The organism is Streptomyces sp. NPDC056948, from assembly GCF_042674225.1.
GTDB lineage: Bacteria > Actinomycetota > Actinomycetes > Streptomycetales > Streptomycetaceae > Streptomyces > Streptomyces purpurascens.
The window spans coordinates 1-19,730 of record NZ_JBHUQX010000156.1 but is presented as its reverse complement, the minus strand read 5'-3'; the positions used below and the strand labels follow the sequence as shown (position 1 = coordinate 19,730).

The 19,730-nt window shown below is 71.7% G+C and carries 17 protein-coding genes; 5 read left to right on the top strand and 12 right to left on the bottom strand.

The genetic code is table 11. From position 1 onward, the window contains the following. Nucleotides 1-13: 13 nt before the first annotated feature. Nucleotides 14-334, bottom strand: a complete 321-nt coding sequence (locus ACFTZL_RS21120) for a hypothetical protein (RefSeq protein ID WP_382584858.1) — start codon at nucleotides 332-334, stop codon at nucleotides 14-16. 201 nt (nucleotides 335-535) lie between these two features. Here ACFTZL_RS21120 and ACFTZL_RS21115 point away from each other — a divergent pair, with 201 nt between their 5' ends. Then, nucleotides 536-1,486: a zinc metalloprotease gene (locus tag ACFTZL_RS21115; protein ID WP_382584855.1), complete on the top strand. Its 951-nt coding sequence runs from the start codon at nucleotides 536-538 to the stop codon at nucleotides 1,484-1,486. Nucleotides 1,487-1,513: 27 nt separating this feature from the next. Here the strand turns inward: ACFTZL_RS21115 and mgt are convergent, their stop codons facing one another. The 4 genes from mgt to ACFTZL_RS21095 form a co-directional block, all read right to left on the bottom strand. Continuing rightward, nucleotides 1,514-2,713 carry a macrolide-inactivating glycosyltransferase gene (mgt, locus tag ACFTZL_RS21110; protein ID WP_382584852.1) on the bottom strand — a complete coding sequence of 400 codons (1,200 nt, stop codon included), beginning with the start codon at nucleotides 2,711-2,713 and terminating at the stop codon, nucleotides 1,514-1,516. A gap of 74 nt (nucleotides 2,714-2,787) precedes the next feature. Beyond that, nucleotides 2,788-3,411 (bottom strand): hypothetical protein, encoded by a 624-nt coding sequence (locus ACFTZL_RS21105; RefSeq protein ID WP_382584849.1) that lies wholly within the window; start codon nucleotides 3,409-3,411, stop codon nucleotides 2,788-2,790. Beyond that, complete coding sequence (locus ACFTZL_RS21100; protein WP_382584861.1) at nucleotides 3,408-4,832, bottom strand: ATP-binding protein; 1,425 nt, start codon at nucleotides 4,830-4,832, stop codon at nucleotides 3,408-3,410. The genes ACFTZL_RS21105 and ACFTZL_RS21100 overlap by 4 nt, the downstream gene beginning before the upstream one ends. 95 nt (nucleotides 4,833-4,927) lie before the next feature. Continuing rightward, a complete protein-coding gene (locus ACFTZL_RS21095) occupies nucleotides 4,928-5,623 on the bottom strand; it encodes a response regulator transcription factor (RefSeq protein WP_382584846.1) in 696 nt (231 codons plus the stop codon). Between the two features lie 140 nt (nucleotides 5,624-5,763). Between ACFTZL_RS21095 and ACFTZL_RS21090 the strand changes: the two genes are divergently transcribed. Beyond that, on the top strand, nucleotides 5,764-6,648 hold the full coding sequence (locus tag ACFTZL_RS21090; protein WP_382584843.1) for a DUF3152 domain-containing protein: 885 nt from the start codon (nucleotides 5,764-5,766) through the stop codon (nucleotides 6,646-6,648). A gap of 23 nt (nucleotides 6,649-6,671) precedes the next feature. Here the strand turns inward: ACFTZL_RS21090 and ACFTZL_RS21085 are convergent, their stop codons facing one another. The 3 genes from ACFTZL_RS21085 to ACFTZL_RS21075 are packed head-to-tail and all read right to left on the bottom strand — an operon-like array spanning nucleotide 6,672 to nucleotide 9,711. Then, nucleotides 6,672-7,946: an ABC transporter substrate-binding protein gene (locus ACFTZL_RS21085; RefSeq protein ID WP_382584840.1), complete on the bottom strand. Its 1,275-nt coding sequence runs from the start codon at nucleotides 7,944-7,946 to the stop codon at nucleotides 6,672-6,674. Continuing rightward, nucleotides 7,946-8,779 (bottom strand): carbohydrate ABC transporter permease, encoded by an 834-nt coding sequence (locus ACFTZL_RS21080; protein ID WP_382584837.1) that lies wholly within the window; start codon nucleotides 8,777-8,779, stop codon nucleotides 7,946-7,948. The genes ACFTZL_RS21085 and ACFTZL_RS21080 overlap by 1 nt, the downstream gene beginning before the upstream one ends. Further along, nucleotides 8,776-9,711 carry a carbohydrate ABC transporter permease gene (locus ACFTZL_RS21075; RefSeq protein ID WP_382584834.1) on the bottom strand — a complete coding sequence of 312 codons (936 nt, stop codon included), beginning with the start codon at nucleotides 9,709-9,711 and terminating at the stop codon, nucleotides 8,776-8,778. Before ACFTZL_RS21075 ends, ACFTZL_RS21080 begins: the two co-directional genes overlap by 4 nt. Before the next feature lie 168 nt (nucleotides 9,712-9,879). Between ACFTZL_RS21075 and ACFTZL_RS21070 the strand changes: the two genes are divergently transcribed. Further along, entirely contained in the window at nucleotides 9,880-10,743 is an 864-nt protein-coding gene (locus tag ACFTZL_RS21070) for a phosphotransferase enzyme family protein (protein WP_382584831.1), read from the top strand. A 16-nt stretch (nucleotides 10,744-10,759) separates the two neighbouring features. Here ACFTZL_RS21070 and ACFTZL_RS21065 read toward each other — a convergent pair whose 3' ends face one another. From ACFTZL_RS21065 to ACFTZL_RS21050, 4 genes are all read right to left on the bottom strand, one after another. Beyond that, nucleotides 10,760-11,482: a 3'-5' exonuclease gene (locus ACFTZL_RS21065; RefSeq protein ID WP_382584828.1), complete on the bottom strand. Its 723-nt coding sequence runs from the start codon at nucleotides 11,480-11,482 to the stop codon at nucleotides 10,760-10,762. Nucleotides 11,483-11,634: 152 nt separating this feature from the next. Beyond that, nucleotides 11,635-12,876, bottom strand: coding sequence for an SAV2148 family HEPN domain-containing protein (locus ACFTZL_RS21060; RefSeq protein WP_382584825.1), 1,242 nt, complete (start codon nucleotides 12,874-12,876; stop codon nucleotides 11,635-11,637). A 114-nt stretch (nucleotides 12,877-12,990) separates the two neighbouring features. Further along, a complete protein-coding gene (locus ACFTZL_RS21055; protein ID WP_382584822.1) occupies nucleotides 12,991-14,313 on the bottom strand; it encodes a copper amine oxidase in 1,323 nt (440 codons plus the stop codon). Between the two features lie 46 nt (nucleotides 14,314-14,359). Next, the gene (locus ACFTZL_RS21050; RefSeq protein WP_382584819.1) at nucleotides 14,360-15,181 is read right to left on the bottom strand and encodes a Tat pathway signal sequence domain protein; all 822 of its coding nucleotides are present in this window, start codon (nucleotides 15,179-15,181) and stop codon (nucleotides 14,360-14,362) included. Between the two features lie 182 nt (nucleotides 15,182-15,363). Between ACFTZL_RS21050 and glgX the strand changes: the two genes are divergently transcribed. Beyond that, nucleotides 15,364-17,523, top strand: a complete 2,160-nt coding sequence (gene glgX, locus ACFTZL_RS21045; RefSeq protein ID WP_382584817.1) for a glycogen debranching protein GlgX — start codon at nucleotides 15,364-15,366, stop codon at nucleotides 17,521-17,523. Between the two features lie 136 nt (nucleotides 17,524-17,659). Beyond that, a partial coding sequence (gene treY, locus ACFTZL_RS21040) for a malto-oligosyltrehalose synthase (RefSeq protein WP_382584814.1) occupies nucleotides 17,660-19,730 on the top strand: 2,071 nt, incomplete at its 3' end.

The following is a 19,730-nucleotide window of genomic DNA, read 5'->3' as shown; positions in this document are numbered from 1 at the left end:
CCAACGGGCCCTCTCAGTTCGTGAGTCGGCGCACGTGCAGCACGCTCTCGTCGCAGCGCACGATCTCCAGCTCCCGGTCCGGGCGGGCTCCGTCGAAGGTGAGCGCGATATGACGGTCCGCCACGAGCCGCCAGCGGCCGGGCACGGCGCCGGGAGCGTCACCGCGTCCCAGCGGGTGGTCGACGAAGGTGCCGTCGGGCGCGAACTCCATCCCGCGGCGCCCGCGCGCCGGCGGGAAGGGGTAGTCGTCGGGCCGGTACACCCGCACGTCCTCGTGGTCCTCCTCGTAGGAATGGATCCAGGAACGGAACAGGTCCGACGAGGGCTCTCGCATGACCCGGCCACCTCACTCGCCCAAAGTCGTTCACATTGCCGGTCTTGTACCTAAGTGACTAGGATTATCAGTGTATGGGTTCGGAGGGAACGGGCAACCGACCGCTCCGCCCGGCGTGGCCCGTCCTTCGCGGCGCGTGTCAGACGCGCACCTCCACAGCCGCGTGCGCGGCACCATCCTCAGCTCACCCGAGGGGCAGTCATGTCCGATGCCCAGTCCTATCTCCGCGTCACCTCCGCCGACTACAGCCGCTGGTGCGGCGCCATGGAGGTACACCGCAGACTCCTCGACCTGAACCCGGAGTACGCCGAGAACCGGGCCCTGGTCGAGAACACCGCGTTCACCTACGAGCAACTGGAGCGGGGCACCTCCCGGCAGAGCCTCGTAGACATCCCCGTCGTCGTGCACGTCGTGCACAGCACCCCCGAGCAGAACGTGAGCGACGCCCAGATCCAGAGTCAGATCGAGGTGCTCAACCAGGACTTCCGGGCGGGCAACCCGGACGTCAACAAGGTTCCGGCGGCCTGGCAGGACCTCGTCGCCGATGTGCGCCTGCAGTTCCACCTCGCCCGGACCGACCCGCTGGGCCGCCCCACCAGCGGCATCACACGGACCCAGTCCTCGACCCGGGACTGGGGCACGGACGACCTGGTCAAGTTCAGCCTGAGCGGGGGCCGGGACGCCTGGCCCGCGGACATCTACCTGAACCTCTGGGTCAGCCCGCTGCGCCGGGGACTGCTGGGCTACGCCCAGTTCCCGGGCGGCGCCGCCTCCACGGACGGGGTGGTCGTCACCACCTCCGCCTTCGGGACCACCGGCACCGCCAAGGCACCGTTCGACGGCGGCCGCACGGCCGTGCACGAGATCGGGCACTGGCTGAACCTGCGGCACATCTGGGGCGACGACGACGAGGGGTGCAGCGGCAGCGACTTCGTGTCGGACACCCCCAACCAGGCGGGGCCGAACCTCGGTTCACCCGACTTCCCCCGTGTGACGTGCGGCAACGGGCCGAACGGCGACATGTTCATGAACTACATGGACTACACCGACGACGCCGCGATGTTCATGTTCACCAAGGGGCAGGCGGCGCGCATGGACGCCACGCTCGACCAGGCCCGCCAGACCCTCACCCGCCAGGCCGTCGCGGTGTGACGGCCCGGCGCGCGAGGAGCGCCTCGGCTAGCCCTGACGAGCGGGCAGTCCGGCCTCGATGAGGTCGGCCGCGCGGTGCGTACCGCCCTCCTTGAGCAGCTCCGCCTCGATCTTCAGGCGACGGGCGACCTCCGGGTCGTCGACGAGGGCGAGGGCCGCCTCGCGCAGGGCCTCGCCGGTCGCCTCCTCCGTGGCGAGGTACCGGGCGACGCCGAGGTTCCGGAGCATCTCCGCGTTGCCGAACTGGTCCACGGCCTGCGGTACGGCGATCATCGGCGTGGCGGTGGCCAGGCCCTCCTGGCTGCCGCCCGCGCCGGCGTGCGTCACGAACAGGTCGGCCTGCTTCAGGATCGCCAACTGCGGCACCCAGGAGCGCACCTCGACATTGGCGGGGACTTCACCGAGGTCGGCCGGGTCGACGTGCTTGCCGATCGACAGCACCAGATGCCAGCCGGGCAGGTCGCCGAACGCCTTGACGCACTCCCGGTAGAAGCCGGGCTGCTTGGTGAAGGCGGACCCGAGGGAGACGAGCGCGACCTTCTCGGCACCGGCCGGCCGCTGCCAGCCGCCCTCGGCGGGGCGCTCGCCCTGGCAGGCTCCGACGAAGGAGTACACGGTCTCGTCGACACGGTCCGCGTTCGGCTGGAGCGCCTTGGGGATCAGGACGATCGAGCGGTCGGGACGGCCCGCGAACGGGTCGGGGTGCCGGGTGATCCCGTTCTCCTCCAGCCAGGCCTGGAACCGGGCGTAGTAGGCGCGCCCGCGCTCGGTCTTCTTCGGCTCCTCCCACATGGGCTCGGCGACCTCCTTCTCGTACCCCTCCCAGGCGACCATGGCCGGTGACAGGGAGATCGCGGGCACGCCCCAGCGGTGGGCCAGGACGCGGGCCGGGTAGGAGGCGATGTCGTGCAGCACGAGGTCCGGCTCGTCGCCCTCGTAGGCCTCGATCAGCTGCGGGAGGGCCTGGATCGCGTCGTCGAGGAACGGCTCCACGTTGTCCAGCAGCGTGCTCCCCCAGGCCTCGGGGTCGTCGTCGGGCGAGGGCAGCGTGGAGTTCCAGGGCTTCACCTCGGCACCGGTGTCCGCGACCTTCTCCGCGAAGACCGGCGGGATCGCGTAGGTCACCCGGTGGCCGCGCGCCACGAGTTCGCGGATCACCTCGAGGCTCGGGTTCACGTGGCCGTGGGCGGCGATGGAGAACATGGCGATGTGCGCGCGACTGGTCATGCGCCGACCCTAAGCGAGACGATACGTCTCGTGCAATCTTTTTGTGCCGAGTGAGCGCGGACCGGAGGCGCCGGTCACTCGGCGGGGCAGCGCGCCGCCGTGCCCTCGATGCGGCGGCCGTCCTGTCCGGCGACCGTGGCCGTCACCTCCTCGTCCCCGGGGGCGGCGACGCGGTGGGCCTCGACGGCGGTGCAGATCAACTGGGCCACCGCGAGGCCGGGCAGATCGCCGGCGGAGGACAGGGACAGCTCGATGGACACCCGGTTGTCCCGCGTCGTGACCTTCGCGAAGTCCGTGACTCCGGCCGCCCGCGGGACCTCCGTGGCCGGCGCCCGCGGGACCTCCGTGTCCGGCACCCGAGAAGCCTCCGTGGCCGACGGCCGGTCAGGTTCGGCCGGGACGGCTGTCGGCGGGTCCGCCCCGGTCAGCGGCAGCAACGACTTCAGCCCGGCGGCCTGTTCCTCCGCAGTTGGCCCTTGCAGCAGCACCTCCACGGCCGACGCGGCGCCGATCGGGGTGACGACCCTGCGCGTGACGGGCGCGGGCACGCCGTCCGCCACGAAGTAGACCCGTACCGTCGGCACGACCCCGCCGGCGGGACCGCCCGCCTCCACCACGCCGGTGGCCGGGATGCCGCAGGAGGCGAGCCCGCACAGTGCCGGGACGACCAGCAGCGCGGCTCGGCGCCGGGCCGTCACAGGTACTCCTCACGGGCCGGCTCGTCCCGCAGCAGCGGGAGTTCGACGGTGAACACCGCGCCGCCCTCGGGACGGTTGGCCGCCCGGACGCTGCCGCCGTGCACCCGGACGTTCTCCGCGGTGATGGCGAGACCCAGACCACTGCCCTCGGTGCGGGTGCGGGCGGTGTCCGACTTGTAGAAGCGCTCGAAGACGTGCGGCAGGACGTCCTCGGGGATGCCGGGACCGCTGTCCAGTACTTCGATGACCGCCGACCGCTCGCCGTCCGCGCGCAGGCGCAGACGGACCGGCCGGGCTCCGTGCCGGAGGGCGTTGCCGACCAGGTTCGCCACCACGACGTCGAGCCGGCGCGGGTCGACCCGGCCGCGTACGGCGTCCGGCGGCGGCAGGTCGGCGTCCACCAGGCCGGCCCAGGCACGGTCGGCGAGGGTGCGGCGCAGGGACTCGGCGAGGTCGATCTCGTCCAGGTGCAGCACCGCGGCGCCCGCGTCGAAGCGGGAGATCTCCATCAGGTCGTCCACGAGACGGGCCAGCTTCACGGTCTCCTCGCTGATCAGCCGGACCGCGGTGGCGGTGTCCGGGTCGAGACGGGCGGCGTCCTCGTCGAGGACGTCGGTGACCGCCGCCATGGCGGCCAGCGGGGTGCGCAGTTCGTGCGAGACGTCCGCGGCGAACCGGCGGGCCCGGGCCTCCATGCCGCGCAGTTCGGCCACCGACTCCTCCAGGGCGGCGGCCGTCTCGTTGAACGTGTGGGACAGATCGGCGAGTTCGTCGGAGCCGTTGACCGCGAGCCGGGTGTCCAGCCGTCCTTGGGCGATGCTGCGGGTGGCGTGCCGCAGTGCGCGCACCGGCCGCAGCACCCCGCGTGCGGCGAGCAGCGCGAGCAGCACGGCGACGCCCAGCGCGGGCACGGTGGCCCGCTCCACGGCGGTGACCAGGGCGTCCACGTACCGCTGTTCGGTGGCCTGCGGGACCGTGAGGAAGACCTGGACCCCCGAGGCGATCCCGCGGTTCTCCTCGCCGGCGAAGGTGACCGACATGCCGACGACGAGCGAGGTGTGGTCACCGGTGTTCACCCGCTGGAAGACGGTGGCCGGACTGGAGTCCACGGCCTCGCGCAGACCGGGCGTCAGCTCTTCGAACCGGTCGCCGGGGAGGGACGTGGCACTCAGCCCCTCGTAGGCGGCCAGCACCCGCCAGTTCCCGGACGGCTCGGCGCGGGCCACATCGGCGGCGAAGCGCCGCAGTTCGGCCTCGGCCGGGGGGAAGGAGAGCTGCGGGGCGAGCCGGTCGACCTGGGTGCGCAGCAGCTTGATCACGGTGTCCTGGCTCTGCTGGAGCACACCCGTGCGCGCCTCCCGGAAGCTCAGGGTGCCGGTGGTCGCCGCGGTGAGCGCGGCGACGAGCGCGAACGCCACCACCAGGCGCGTGCGCAGCCCCCGCAGGCGGGGGAACAGGCCGCGCAGACGTGGGAACAAGGCGTTCCTCGCGGAGGCGTTGCTCGCGGAGAGGTTCCTCACGGGGACACGAACCGGTAGCCGAAGCCGCGCACGGTCTGGATGTAGCGCGGCTCGCGCGAGGGCTCGCCCATCTTGGCCCGCAGCCTTCTGACGCAGGCGTCCACCAGGCGCGCGTCGCCGTGGTAGCTGTGTTCCCAGACCGCTTCGAGGAGTTGCTGCCGGCTGAACACCTGGCCGGGCGCGGCGGACAGCGTCAGCAGCAGCCGCAGTTCGGACGGGGCGAGCGGGACCGGGGCGCCCTGCCAGGTGACCGCGTGCCCGGCGCGGTCGATGGCCAGCTCGCCGTATGTGTCGATCTTCGGTATGCCCCCGTCGGCCGCCGCCACGGCCGTCGCCCGGCGCAGCACGGCCCGGATGCGCGCCTCGAGGACCCGGGCCTGCACGGGCTTGACGACGTAGTCGTCGGCTCCGGCCTCCAGACCTACGACGATGTCCACATCGTCACCGCGCGCGGTCGCCATCAGGATCGGCAGCGTCTGGTCCAGGGCCCGCATGGCACGGCACACGTCCAGGCCCGGCATGCCGGGCAGCATCAGATCGAGCACCACGACGTCCGGCCGGAAGGACCGCAGCCGCTCCAGCCCCTCCTCCCCCGTCTCGGCGGCGGCGACGTCGTGCCCCTGGCGGCGCAGGGCGAGGGCGACTCCTTCACGGACGGCGCGGTCGTCTTCGATCAGCAGAACTCGTGGCATGGGCTCAGTATCCGCAGGCCCGCACACGGACGGGCTCCTGTTACCGGATGATCACACAGACCTCCCGGGCAGAGCTTCGTTATCTTTCCGTTACCATTCGCGCCAAGTGCGATCACATGACCCTCGCAATCTGAACGACCATGACCGCGCACTCCACACCCCCGTCCCGCAGCCGCCGCAGGAGCGGTGGCCCCGCGCACTCCGCCGGGCGGCGCGGCCGGAAGGGCCCGCTGTTAGCGGGTCTGTCCGCGCTGGCGCTGCTCGGGGCCGCCGGATTCGCGGCGGTGGAATGGACGTCGGCGAAGTCCGGAGGAACGACGGCCGAGGGCGGCTCCGGCCCGGCGACCGAGCCCCCGCCGGACTCCCCGGCCACCACCGCCCCGGCCAGGCCCATCACCCCGTCGGACCCGTCCTCCCCGTCCGCCTCGCCCTCGTCCTCCACCTCCGCACGGCCGGAGATCCCGGCCACGGGCCCCGGCACCTTCACCGTCGCCGCGGGCTCGGGCTCCAAGGTGGGGCAGGGCACGACCCTGCGCTACCGGGTCGATGTCGAGGACGGCATCGATCTGTCCGCCTCGGACGTAGCCGAGCAGGTGGAGAACGTCCTGGCCGACCGGCGCGGCTGGACGGCGGACGGCCGTTCGGCGTTCCGGCGGGTGTCGAGCGGGCCCACCGACTTCGTCGTGAAGGTCGCCACCGCCGGGACCGTGGACAAGATCTGCGGACAGTACGGCCTCGACACCGGCGGCGAGGTCAACTGCAACGTCGCCAAGAACGTCATGGTCAACCTCAAGCGCTGGCTCCTGGCGACTCCCGTCTATGCCAAGGACGTCAAGGCCTACCGCGCCCTCATCATCAACCACGAGGTCGGCCACTTCCTCGGCCACGGCCACGTCGGCTGCCCCGGCCCCGGCAAGCCGGCCCCCGCGATGATGCAGCAGATCAAGGGCATGCGCGGCTGCGCGCCCAATGTCTGGCCCTACGACGAGCAGGGCCGGTACCTCACGGGGCCCACAGTGCCTTGAACGGAGCCGGACCGGCGACGCCGTCAGCGCTGATAGCGCGCCAGCACCAGGTTGCCGTCCTCCTCGAGCCGTTCGCGCAGTTCTCCCAGTCCGATGGCGCCGCTGTAGTACTCCTGCAGTGCCGGGGTCGCCACCTTGTCCTTCCACTCGGGGTAGCCCCGCACCGTCTGCGCGGGCGCCGGGCGCAGCTGCCCGGCGAGGGCGGTGCCGGTGGCCCAGCCGTGCTCGGACGTGCGCAGGGCCGGGTCGCCCAGCGCCCGGGTGCCGGTGGGCAGCATCCAGTCGCCGAGGGCGAGGCGGACCATGTTCGGCGGTCTGAGGAGGAAGTCGATGAAGGCGGCGGCCTCCTTCTTGTGCGGGCAGTCCTCGGCGACGGACAGGGTCTGCGGGCTGACGCCCTGAGTGAGCCCTCCGGCGCCGGCCGGGGCGGGCAGCACCTGCCATTCGAAGCCCTTCGGCGCCTGCTGCACGATCTGCTGACGGTAGGAGAAGCCGAGCGGGACCATCGCGTATCTGCCGCCGAAGAAGCCGGGCAGGGTGTCCGAGCCGCCACTGCCCAGGGTCGTGGGCGAGGCGCTGCGGTCGGTGCCGACCTGCTCGTGGATGGTGCGCGGCACCACCTGGTCGGCCGTCCCGAACCGGACCGTCACCTTGCCGTCCGGCCCGCGGTGGAAAAGCTGTCCGCCCGCCGACAGGGAGAGGTTGAGCGTGGCGGAGACGGGCTCCTTCAGCGGCCAGGCGATGCCGTACTTCCCCCGGCCGCTGAGGCGTTCGGTGATCCGGCGGAACTCGGCCCAGCTCCACGGCTTCTCGGGGGTCGGGATCCGCACCCCGGACTGCCGGAGCCACTTCGCGTTGGCGATCAGCACCCGTGGCTCCTGGAGGAACGGCACGCCGTAGATGCCGCCCCCGAAGGTGGTCGTCTCCCAACTGCGAGCGGGAATGTCCGACTTCAGCCGCGCGGGCAGCAGGTCGGTGAGATCGGCCAGGTAGCCGCCGTAGGCGAAGTCCGCCAGGTCGTCGGAGGCGTCGTGGATGATGTCGGGTGCCTCCCCGCCCTCGAAGGCGGTGAGGAGCTGGTCGTGGACGCTGTCCCAGGTGCCCTGGACGTACTCGACCCGGACGTCCGGGTGGGTGGCGTTCCACTCCTTCACCAGGGCCTTGTTGGCCTCGACGGACTCCTCCTGCCAGGCCAGGGACTGGAAGCGCAGAGTGATCCGGCCGTCGTCGCGGGTGCCGCCGGACGAGCAGCCGGCGAGGAGCAACAGGAGGACCAGGGCCAGCAGACGGGCGCGCATCAGCTCTTCACCGCCCCGGTGAGCATGCCGCCCGTGATCCGCCGCTGGATGAGGGCGAAGACGACCAGCGAGGGCAGCGTCGCGAGGAACGCGGCCGCCGCGAGCGGACCGAGGTCGGCGACGCCCTCGGCCCCGATGAAGTGGGTGAGCACCACCGGCAGGGTCTGCTTCTCCGGTGTCTTGAGCAGCACCAGCGCGAAGAAGAACTCGTTCCACGCGGTGATGAACGCGAACAGCCCCGTCGCCACGATGCCCGGCGCGAGCAGCGGCGCCGTCACCGACACCAGCGTCCGCACCCGGCCTGCCCCGTCGACCGCGGCGGCCTCCTCCAACTCGGGCGGCACGGCCCGCACATACCCGGCGAGCATCCACAGCGCGAAGGGCAGCGCCCACACCACGTACACCAGCACAAGACCCGGCACGGAGTTGATCATTCGGAGGCTCTTCAGTACGAGGAACAGCGGGATGATCAGCAGCACGAACGGGAACGCCTGGCTGACCACCACCCAGCCCGTCACCGCCTTCGCCGGCCGGGTGCGCCGCCGGGCGACGACGTAGGCCATCGGCGTCGCGATCAGCACGGCGATGACCGCCGCCGCGAGCGCGGCGACGAGGGAGTTGAGGGCGGCGTGCAGCAGTGGCTGCTCGTCGAAGGCCTGCCGGAAGTTGGCGAGGGTGGGGTCCTTCGGGATCCACGTCGGATGCAGACTGCCCAGCTCGCGCGGCGGCTTGAACGCGGTGGAGATCAGCCAGAGGAACGGGAAGGCGAGGAAGACGAGGTACGCGAGCAGCGCGGTGTACTGGCCGACGCGGGCCGGTGCGGAGGTCCTCACGCGTCGTCACCTCCCCTGAGGCGGCCGACGAGGAACACGGCCAGGGCGATCGAGATCACGGCCACCATCACGCAGCCCATCGCCGCCGCGTAGCCGAACTGCCCGTAGCGGAAGGCCTCCTCGTAGGCGAAGAGCATGGGCAGCCGGGTCCGGCCGCCTGGACCGCCGTTGGTGAGCACATAGACCAGGGCGAAGGAGTTGAAGTTCCAGATCAGGTTGAGCGCGGTGATGGCGAGGGCGATGGGTCTGAGGGCGGGCCAGGTGACCGTACGGAAGCGGCGCCAGGCACCCGCCCCGTCGACCGCCGCCGCCTCGTGCAGTTCGCGCGGGGTGTTCTGCAGCCCGGCGAGCAGCGCGACCGTCGTCTGGGGCATGCCCGCCCAGACGCCGACGAGGATCACGGCGGGAAGCGCGGTCGCCAGCCCGCTGAGCCAGTCGCGGCCGCCGCCCAGGCCGACATCGCGCAGCGTCTCGTTGAGGATGCCCGCGTCCGGGTTGTAGACGAGCCGCCACATGATGCCGACGACGACCTCGGGCATGGCCCACGGGATGATCGCCAGGGCACGGGCCAGCCAGCGCAGCCGCAGCTCCTGGTTGAGCAGCAGGGCGAGGCCCAGCGCGAGCAGGAACTGCGGAACGGTCACCCCGACCGCCCACACCAGACCGATCCGGAAGGACTCCCAGAACAGCGTGTCGTGCAGCAGGTCCCGGAAGTTGAGGCCGCCGATCCACTGCGTGGGCGCGGTGCGGCCCGACTGGGCGTCGGTGAAGGCCAGCAGAATCCCGTACAGCAGCGGGCCGACGCTGAGGACGAGGATGGGGATCAGGGCGGGCAGCACCAGGAACCAGGCACCGTGGTCCACGGCCCGGCGGGGCCGGGCCCGCCCCGGTGCCGGATCGGCCGGTCTCCGCACCTCGGTCACCGACGTCACGGCATCAGCCCCTTTGCACAGCTCGGACGGGCCAGGTCATGGTCGTGAAGGCGGCCTGCCGCGTCAAGGCACCGCGCACACGGTCCCACCTGTGCGAATGGGAGACTGACGGACGGATGGCCGGAACCCGACGGTGACGTACTAGGACCTGGACCACGGAGGCGGACGATGGACGAGGCACGGGCGCGGGACGTACTGGCCGCGGTGGGCGTGCCGGGCGGCGCGGCCCGCGAGGCGCGGCTGCTGGCGCTGGGCGAGAACGCGGTGTTCGCCGCCGGCGACCTGGTCGTCAAGGTCGGCCGCGACGCCGAACTCCTCGACCGGGCGCGCCGCGAACTGGACATCGCGGTGTGGCTCGCCGAGGCGGGCGTGCCCGCGGTGCGGGCGGCCGAGCCGAAGGCGCTGCTGGTCGAGGGGCACCCGGTGACGGTGTGGCACCGGCTGCCCGATGCCGTACGGCCCGCCGAGCCGCGGGATCTGGCCGAACTGCTACGGGTCGTGCACGCCACGCCTCTTCCTCCTTTCGACCTGCCGGCCCGCGATCTGCTGGGCGGTGTGGAACGCTGGCTGCGGCTCGCGGGCGACGCGGTCGACCCCGCGGACGCGGCGTATCTGCGCGAGCGGCGGGACGGTTTCGCCACGGAGGCCGCCGCGCTGACGCCGCAGCTGCCGCCGGGGCCGATCCACGGCGACGCGCTGCCCCGCAATGTGCATGTCGGCCCGGACGGGCCGGTTCTGGTCGACCTGGAGACGGTCTCTTCCGACCTGCGCGAGCACGATCTGGTGGTGATGGCGCTGTCCCATGACCGGTACGGGCTCGCGGACGAGGCGTACGGCTCGTTCACCGAGACGTACGGGTGGGATGTCCGGGAGTGGGACGGGTGCGCGGTGCTGCGCGGCGCCCGGGAGACGGCCAGTTGTGCGTGGGTGGCCCAGCACGCACCGAGCAATCCCAAGGCGCTGGCCGAGTTCCAGCGGCGGGTGGCGTCGTTGCGGGAGGGCGACGAGACGGTGCGGTGGTATCCGTTCTGACGGCCCGGGGCCCCGCTCAGACCGGCTCGTCCGCCAACTCCCGCAGGGGCCACGCCCCGTCCACCACCGCGGTCGCGTCGCCCTTGCCGCGCAGGAAGCGCTGGAAGTCCGCCGCCCATTCCGCGTACCACTCGATCTGGCGGTGGTGCAGGTCGGCGGGGCCGAGGCTCGCGATCTTGGGGTGGCGGTCGGCTATCGCGCAGGCCAGACGGGCCGCCGCCAGGGCGTCGGCCGTGGCGTCGTGGGCGGAGTCGAGGACCACGCCGTACTCCGAGCAGACCGCCTGGAGGTTGCGCTTGCCGCGGCGGTAGCGGTCGACCCAGCGGTCGATGGTGTACGGGTCGATGACCGGGGCGGGGTCCACGCCGCCCAGGCGGTCACGCAGGGACGGCAGTCCGTACCGCCGCAACTCGGCGGAGAGCAGGGTCAGGTCGAAGGCCGCGTTGTAGGCGACGACCGGCACGCCCGACTTCCAGTAGGAGGTGAGGACGTCGGCGAGGGCGTCCGCCACCTGGTCGGCCGGTCTGCCCTCGGCCGCCGCGCGTTCGTTGCTGATGCCGTGCACCGCCACCGCGTCCTCGGGGATCGGCACCCCCGGGTCGGCCAGCCACTCGCGGCGCCCCATCGGCTCCCCGCCCCTGACCTCGATCACGGCCCCCGTGACGATGCGCGCCTCGCGCGGATCGGTGCCCGTCGTCTCCAGGTCGAAGCCGATCAGCAGCTCCCGGTGCCAGCCCATGGGCGGTCCCCCTTCTTGTGGTGCGTCCCCCGGTGGTGTCCCCCAGTGGTCTCCACCTTCGCATGCACCACTGACAATCCGAGGAGCGCGTTCCGCTTACCCCCGGCGGCGGCCGGGTGAACCACCACAACCGCCCCACAGCGGGGCACCGTTCACGACACCGGCCGCGAATCCGCCCACATCACCTCGAACTCCTCGCGATATGTGGGAAAGAGGCCGCTTTCGTCGATCTCACCCGGCTTGACCACCTTGCTGCCGTTGCGCAGCACGAACACCGGCGCCTCCATGCCGCGTGTCCGGCGCAGATAGTTCTGCACGACCGCGATGCCGTCCGCCCCGTCGCCGTCGACCAGATACGCCGTGAAACGGGGCGTCTCGTCGAAGACCTGGATCTCGAAGGCACCCGGGTCGCGCAGCCGGGCGCGCACCCGGCGCATGTGCAGGATGTTCATCTCGACGGCCCGGCTGAGCTCGCCGCGCTTGATGCCCAGTTCGCGCTCGCGCCGCTTGACCGCGCTGGAGGCCGGGTTGAGGAACAGCAGCCGCACCCGGCAGCCGGACTCGGCCAGCCGCACCAGCCGGCGGCCGGAGAAGTTCTGCACGAGCAGGTTGAGGCCTATGCCGATGGCGTCGAGGCGGCGGGCGCCGCCGAAGATGTCCTCGGCCGGGAACTGGCGCATCAGCCGCACCCGGTCCGGGTGGACGGCGACCACGTCGGCGTACCGGTCGCCGACCAGGTCCTCGACGGCGTCGACGGGCAGCCGGCGTGCGGATGGCACGTCACCGTCCGCGCCGAGCATCTCCAGCAGCCGGGCCGAGGCGCGCTCGGCCTGGTTCAGGACGGCCTCGGACAGGGCCCGGTTGCGGGAGACGACGTTCCGGGTGACCTCCAGCTCGTCCAGGGCGAGCTCGACGTCCCGGCGGTCGTCGAAATAGGGCTCGAAGCAGGGCCAGTGCTGCACCATCAGCTCGCGCAGCTGCGGCAGGGTGAGGAAGGACAGGACGTTGTCGTCGGCCGGGTCGAGGAGATAGCCCTTGCGGCGGCTGACCTCGCGTACGGCGACGGCGCGCTGCACCCATTCCTGCCCGGCGGGTCCGGCTGCGGCCACCACCCATTCGTCGCCGTGGACGGGTTCGTAGATGGGCCGCAGCACGGCGGCGACGACCGCGCGCAGCCGCTGTTCGACGAGGTTCAGCCAGATGTAGGCGCGGCCGGCCCGCTGGGCGCGGGTGCGCACCTCGCGCCAGGCGTCGGCGTCCCAGTCCAGTTCCGGGCCGATCGAGCCCGTCGCGTCCATCGGCCGCGCCAGGGACACGGCACCGGTCGGGACGTCGGTGGAGTTCCCCTCGTGACCCTCGTCACCAGGGGGCAGCTCCAGCCCTCCCGAGCCCACCCGCGCACCGCCTTCCGCTCCCCCGAGCCTCCCGAGGGGCCTGGCCCCACCCAACGATCAAGGAAGGGTACTCCGGGAGCGGTCGGCGGTGCAGCCGGATGGGCAGGGTAGTTCTCAACCCCGCGGCTGCCAGTGCCCGTTCTGCCAGTCGAGCTCGGCCGGAGTGAGCGGATTCATAGCGGTGACGTCGCGCGGGGCGATGGAGAATCCCTGCCAGTGGACGGGCATGGGCTGCTGGTCCTCGTCCCGGGCTATGTGGTGGAAGCCGATGTTCGTCCAGACCACCGGGTGCTTGAGGGCCTGACCGTTCACCCACTTGTCGACGGAGTTGCCGGCTCCGGCACCGCAGTCGCCGGGGTTGTGGCTGGCGAACAGCTCGCACTTGTTGTACTGGGTGAAGTACACGTCGTGCTTGGTGTAGCTGCGGCCCGGGTACTTGGTCGTCGGGCCGGGGACGATCTCGTAGGAGCGCGCGTGCCCGTCCTTGTTCTTGCCGGCCGCGCTGACGACGCGCCACCAGCGGTAGTTCTTGCTGTCCCCGGCGAGTTCCTTGGTGACCTTGGTGCGGGTCGTCTTGGTGCTCGGGGCGCGCTGGCCCGTGGCCGGGGCGGTGACGGTCGAGTCGTACTGCTCGATCTTGTTGGCGGTGGAGCCGTCGAGGGCGAAGTCGAGCCGCCAGAAGGCGTTGTGGCTGTGGCTGGTGGCCTTGGCGGCGTTCGCGCCCTTGCCGATCGGCCAGCCGCGGCCGTCTCCGGCGTCGTAGTCGTCCCACGACAGGCTGCCGGTGGCGCCGACGTTCATGGTGATCGTGCCGTCGTCCTGGAAGCGCCACTCGGTCATGTACTCGTACCAGCCGACCTGGTTCACGGTGTAGACGAGCAGGTCCTTGCCCTGGGCCTGGTAGACCTTGTTCGCGGTGTCGCCCTGCATGCGGTAGGCGTGGCCGCGGGAGCGGGTGGTGGTGCACAGGCCCTTGACGTTCGGGTCCTCGTTCCAGGAGTCCGGGACCTTGATCGTCTTGATGGTGCCGCCGGGGCACTCGCCGGGCGCCAGGTTCATCAGGCCCTGGGCGAAGTCGAACCCGGTCAGGTCGTCGTACTCGACGTTCCCGTCGTCGTACGGGACGTGGATCTGGCCGAGCCTGGCGCTGTTGAGGACCTTGATCGGCTTGGCTTCGCCCTTGGGCTGGTACGAGATGTTCTCCAGGACGAGGCCGGCCTTGCCGTCGTAACGCCAGCACATCCGCCAGGTCGTGCCGGTGGAGAGCTTCTGCTCGACGCGGTAGGCGGCGCTGCACTCGGCGGCCGCTGCCGCGGGGGCGGCCTTCGGCTGGGCGGTGGCAGGGCCCGCGCCTGCCGTGACGCCGGCGGCGAGCGTGGCCACGGTCAGGCCCACGGCCGCCCGGGTGCGGACCTTGCTGTGTCTGTTCACGCGCATGACGAGGTGACTCCCTGACAGTGAGAGTAAGAGCGAGGAGAGCGGGTCAGCGGTCGAGCCGGGCGGCCTTGCGGGCGCTCAGGTCGATCACGATCGACCTCGCGTCGACCCAGGGCCCGTTCTTGATCTTCGGGAACAGCCGGACGCAGCGGTGCTCGCCGCAGCGGTCGAGCACGGCGGGCTGGGCGCCCGGCGCGGCCCGGTAGACGGCGCCGCTGAGCTGGAGCTGGTCCGGTGAGGTGAGCTCCTTGCCGGTGGCGTCCCGGTAGTCGGCCTTGAGGCCCGCGCCGAGCGGGTCGGCGATCAGCAGCCTGGCCGCCTCGGCCTTCTCGTCGCCGCTCAGGGGCGGCTGGACGCCGTGCTGGGTGCCGGTCCGCACCACCTTGCCGGTGTCGAGGTCGACGGTCCTGGTGACGAGGGTGTCGTCCCGGTAGTCGTAGAACGTCACGTCGGCGCGCCGCGGCGCGTCCGGGTCGCCGACCTCGTCGGCCTCCGGTTCGGCGAGGTCGACGCCGAGACGCTGCGGGCCGCGCTCCCCGTCGACGCCCTCACTGCTCTGGAGGAGCTGCCGGTTCAGGGCGATCTTCGCGACCCGCTCCATCTCGTCGTCGGTCAGCGGGTCGCGGCCCGCGCCCTTCTCGCCTTCGGCGGGCGCCTCCTCCACCACCCCCGGCGCCACGACCCGGTCCGCGCCGGACTCCTGCCGGACGGACTGCCCCGCCTGGCCCGCCTGCCCCGCCCTGGTCCCCGTTTCGTCCGCCCCCGCCGTGCCCGGCAGGGTGATCCCCACCATCACGGCTGTCCCGGCCACCGCGATGGCCGTACCGGCCACCAGCTTGCCTAAGTGACGGTGCACTGTCTTGCGCACATCATCCCCTTACTCCCCCCATCAGCCCCGGGAGTACATTCTTGCCCCATTTATTTGGCATACCGCGTATGCACTGGTCACCCGGTAAGAGGGACATAAGTCATAGGAGGTTCCCTCACTTTCAGGGAGACTCGGGGCCAAGGCGTCCCCACCGGCGCCGCACACCTGAAAGAGTCGTATCCATGCAGGTCTGGCCTGGAGAGGCGTATCCACTCGGTGCCACGTACGACGGTGCCGGTACCAACTTCGCGGTCTTCTCGGAGGCCGCGGACCGAGTAGAGCTGTGTCTGCTGCACGACGACGGCTCGGAGACGGCGATCGAGCTCCGGGAGAGCGACGCGTTCGTACGGCACGCGTACGTGCCGGGCATCATGCCGGGGCAGCGGTACGGGTTCCGGGTGCACGGCCCGTACTCCCCGGAGCGCGGGCTGCGCTGCAACTCCGCGAAGCTGCTGCTCGACCCGTACGCGCGTGCGATCAGCGGTTCGATCGGCTGGGGCGAGGAGGTGTACGGCTACCACTTCGACGAGCCGGACCGGCGCAACGACCTGGACTCGGCGCCGCACACCATGACGTCGGTCGTGGTCAACCCGTACTTCGACTGGGGCGACGACCGGCTCCCGCGCACCGAGTACCACCACACGGTGATCTACGAGGCCCATGTCAAGGGCCTCACCATGCGGCACCCGGGGCTGCCGGAGGAGCTGCGTGGCACCTATGCGGCCCTCGCCCACCCGGCGGTCATCGAGCATCTCACCGAGCTCGGGGTCACGGCCCTGGAGCTGATGCCCGTACACCAGTTCGTGAACGATCACCGCCTGGTCGACATGGGCCTGAACAACTACTGGGGCTACAACACGATCGGCTTCTTCGCCCCGCACAACGCCTACGCGTCCTGGGGCGACCGGGGCCAGCAGGTCCTGGAGTTCAAGTCGGCGGTGAAGGCGCTGCACGAGGCCGGGATCGAGGTGATCCTCGACGTGGTCTACAACCACACCGCCGAGGGCAACCACCTGGGCCCGACGCTGTCCTTCAAGGGCCTGGACAACTCGCGCTACTACCGGCTCACCGACGACCCCCGCTACTACATGGACACGACAGGGACAGGGAACTCCCTGCTCATGCGGTCCCCGCACGTACTCCAGCTCATCATGGACTCGCTGCGGTACTGGGTCACGGAGATGCATGTCGACGGGTTCCGCTTCGACCTCGCCGCGACGCTGGCCCGGCAGTTCCACGAGGTGGACCGGCTGTCGTCGTTCTTCGACCTGGTGCAGCAGGACCCGGTGGTCTCGCAGGTGAAGCTGATCGCCGAGCCGTGGGACGTGGGCGAGGGCGGCTACCAGGTGGGGAACTTCCCGCCGCTGTGGACCGAGTGGAACGGCAAGTACCGGGACACCGTGCGCGACCTGTGGAGGGGCGAGCAGCGCACCCTCGCGGAGTTCGCCTCGCGGCTGACCGGCTCGTCCGACCTGTACCAGGACGACGGACGGCGCCCGCTGGCCTCCATCAACTTCGTGACCTGCCACGACGGCTTCACCCTGCACGACCTGGTGGCGTACAACGACAAGCACAACGAGGCCAACGGCGAGGAGAACCGCGACGGCGAGAGCCACAACCGGTCCTGGAACTGCGGGGCCGAGGGCGAGACCGACGAGCCGGACGTGCGGCGGCTGCGGGCCCGGCAGATGCGGAACTTCATCGCGACGCTGATGCTGTCCCAGGGCGTGCCCATGATCAGCCACGGCGACGAGTTCGCCCGCACCCAGCGCGGCAACAACAACGCGTACTGCCAGGACAACGAACTGGCCTGGGTCGAGTGGCCGGAGGAAGGCGAGGACGGTGAGGACCGTGAGGAGGGGGAGGTCTCCGAGGGGAGCCTGAGCCGGCAGCTGCTGGCCTTCACGCGCGCGATGGTGTGGCTGCGCAGGGACCACCCGGTCTTCCGCAGGCGGCGCTTCTTCCACGGGCGGCCCGTGGAGGGTACGCACGACGACCTGTCCGACATCGCCTGGTTCACTCCGGAGGGCCGGGAGATGACCCAGCGGGACTGGGACTCGGCGCAGGCGTCGGCGCTGACGGTCTTCCTCAACGGCAACGCGATCTCGGAGCCGGGCGCGCGCGGGGAGCGGATCTCCGACGACTCCTTCCTGCTGATGTTCAACGCCTCGCCGAAGACGCTGGAGTTCGTGGTGCCGGTCGACCACGGGCGGCAGTGGCTGGTCGTGGTCGACACGGCCCACGCCGACGGTGTGCCGCCGGACACCGGCGAGAAGGTGCAGGCCGGGGACCGGCTGACCCTGACCGACCGGAGCCTCACGGTGCTCCAGCGGCCCGTGTAGCCGCCCCTGCCGCCTCGCCTCGAAGCGCCCGGGAACGTCGCTGCGTCGTCCGGAAAGAGCCACCCGTCCGGGCGACGCGCGGCGCACCTGGCGCGGGCGATGACACGAACGGCGGCGGGGCGGGTACGTACGGTTCATGACACCTGAGCGACCTGACCCGGTGGTGCCCACGGCCACGTACCGGCTGCAGCTGCAGCCCGATTTCCCCTTCGGGGCCGCGGCGGCCGTCGTGCCGTACCTGGCCTCGCTCGGCGTCTCGCATCTGCATCTGTCCCCCGTCCTGGAGGCTGTGCCGGGCTCGACGCACGGCTACGACGTCGTCGACCACGCGCGCGTGCGTGGGGAGCTGGGCGGCGAGGAGGGGCTGCGGGCACTGGCCCGCACGGCGCGTGAGCACGGGCTCGGCCTGGTGGCGGACATCGTCCCGAACCACATGGCCATGGCTCCGCGCCACAACCACGCCCTGTGGGAGGTGCTGCGCGAGGGCCCCAAGTCGCCGTACGCGCGCTGGTTCGACATCGACTGGGAGGCCCAGGACGGCCAGGTGCTGCTCCCGGTGCTCGGCGGGCCGCTGGGCGAGGTGCTCGGTGAGCTGCGCGTCGACGGTGACGTCCTGCGCTACTACGACCATGTGTTTCCCCTGCGCGAGGGCACCGAGGACCTGCCGCTGCCTCATCTGCTGGACGCGCAGTGGTACCGCCCGGTGTGGTGGCGGCTGGCCCGGACCGAGCTCAACTACCGGCGGTTCTTCAGCATCTCGGAGCTGATCGGGGTGCGGGTGGAGGACCCCGAGGTGTTCGAGGCCACCCACGGCAAGATCCTCGAGCTGCTGCACGAGGGCGTGATCGACGGGCTGCGCGTCGACCATCCCGACGGGCTCGCCGACCCCGACGACTACCTCGGGCGGCTGCACGAGGCGACGGGCGGCCGCTGGACGGTCGTGGAGAAGATCCTGGCCGACGGTGAGCATCTGCCGGCGTCCTGGCCCGTCGCCGGGACCACCGGCTACGACGCCCTGCGGCACGTGGACGGGCTCTTCACGGACCCGGCCGGGTTCGGGGACCTCCTGGGGCAGTACCGGCGGTTCGCGGCCCCGCAGACGGACCGGGGCGGGCAGTGGGAGGCGACGGTGCGACGGGCGGCGTACAAGGTCCTCACGCACGAGCTGGCCACGGAGATGGACCGGCTGACCCGGGTGGCGGGCAGGCTGTGCGCGACCTCGCCCGAGCCGGCCCTGCGCGACCGCGCGCCCTGGGCGCTGCGCACGGCGCTCCAGGAGCTCCTGGTGCGCCTGGACGTCTACCGGCCCTACGAGTCGGCCGACGCCGCGTCCGTGGTCACCGAGGAGGCCGCGGCCGAGGCCCGGCAGGCCTTCGCCGTGCCCGAGGAGGCCGGCGCGGTGGACGTCGTACGGGACCTGGTGCTGGGGCGGTACGGCGACGGGCCCGCGCAGGTGGAGTTCCGCACCCGGTTCGCGCAGACCTCGTCGGCGCTGCGGGCGAAGTCCGTGGAGGACACGGCGTTCTACCGGTACGTGCCGCTGCTGTCGGCGACCGAGGTGGGCGGGAACCCGGGCTCTCCCGCGCTGTCGCCGGAGGAGTTCCACGCGTACTGCGCGCGCGTGCAGCGCGACTGGCCGGTGAGCGGGACGGTCGCCTCGACGCACGACACCAAGCGCAGCGGCGATGTCCGGGCGGCGCTGAACGTGCTCACCGAGTGCCCCGACCGCTGGGCCGACGTCCTCGCCGAGGTGACCCGCACCGGCGAGGGCGTGCCGGACGCGCAACTGGCGTGGGCGGCCTGGCAGACGGTGTTCGGCCTTGGCCCGGAGCCGGGGTCGCCGGAGCGGGTGCAGGGGGCGTTGCTGAAGCATGTGCGCGAGGCGGGCATGTACACGAGCTGGACCGAGCAGGAGCCGCCGTACGAGGAGGCGGTGGAGCGGTTCGTGGCGGCCGGGCCGTGCGGGGCGCCCGCCGAGCGGGTGGCGGCCTTCCGGGGCTCGCTGGAGCCGCACATCCGGGCGAACGTGCTGGGCACGGCCCTGGTCCAGCTCACGATGCCGGGTGTCCCGGACGTCTACCAGGGCACGGAGGCCGAGTACCGGGCGCTGGTCGACCCCGACAACCGGCGGGCGGTGGGCTTCCCGCCCGAGGAGTCGGGCGGGACCTCCGGGGAGAAGGCCGCGGTGACACGGGCGGCCCTGGGGC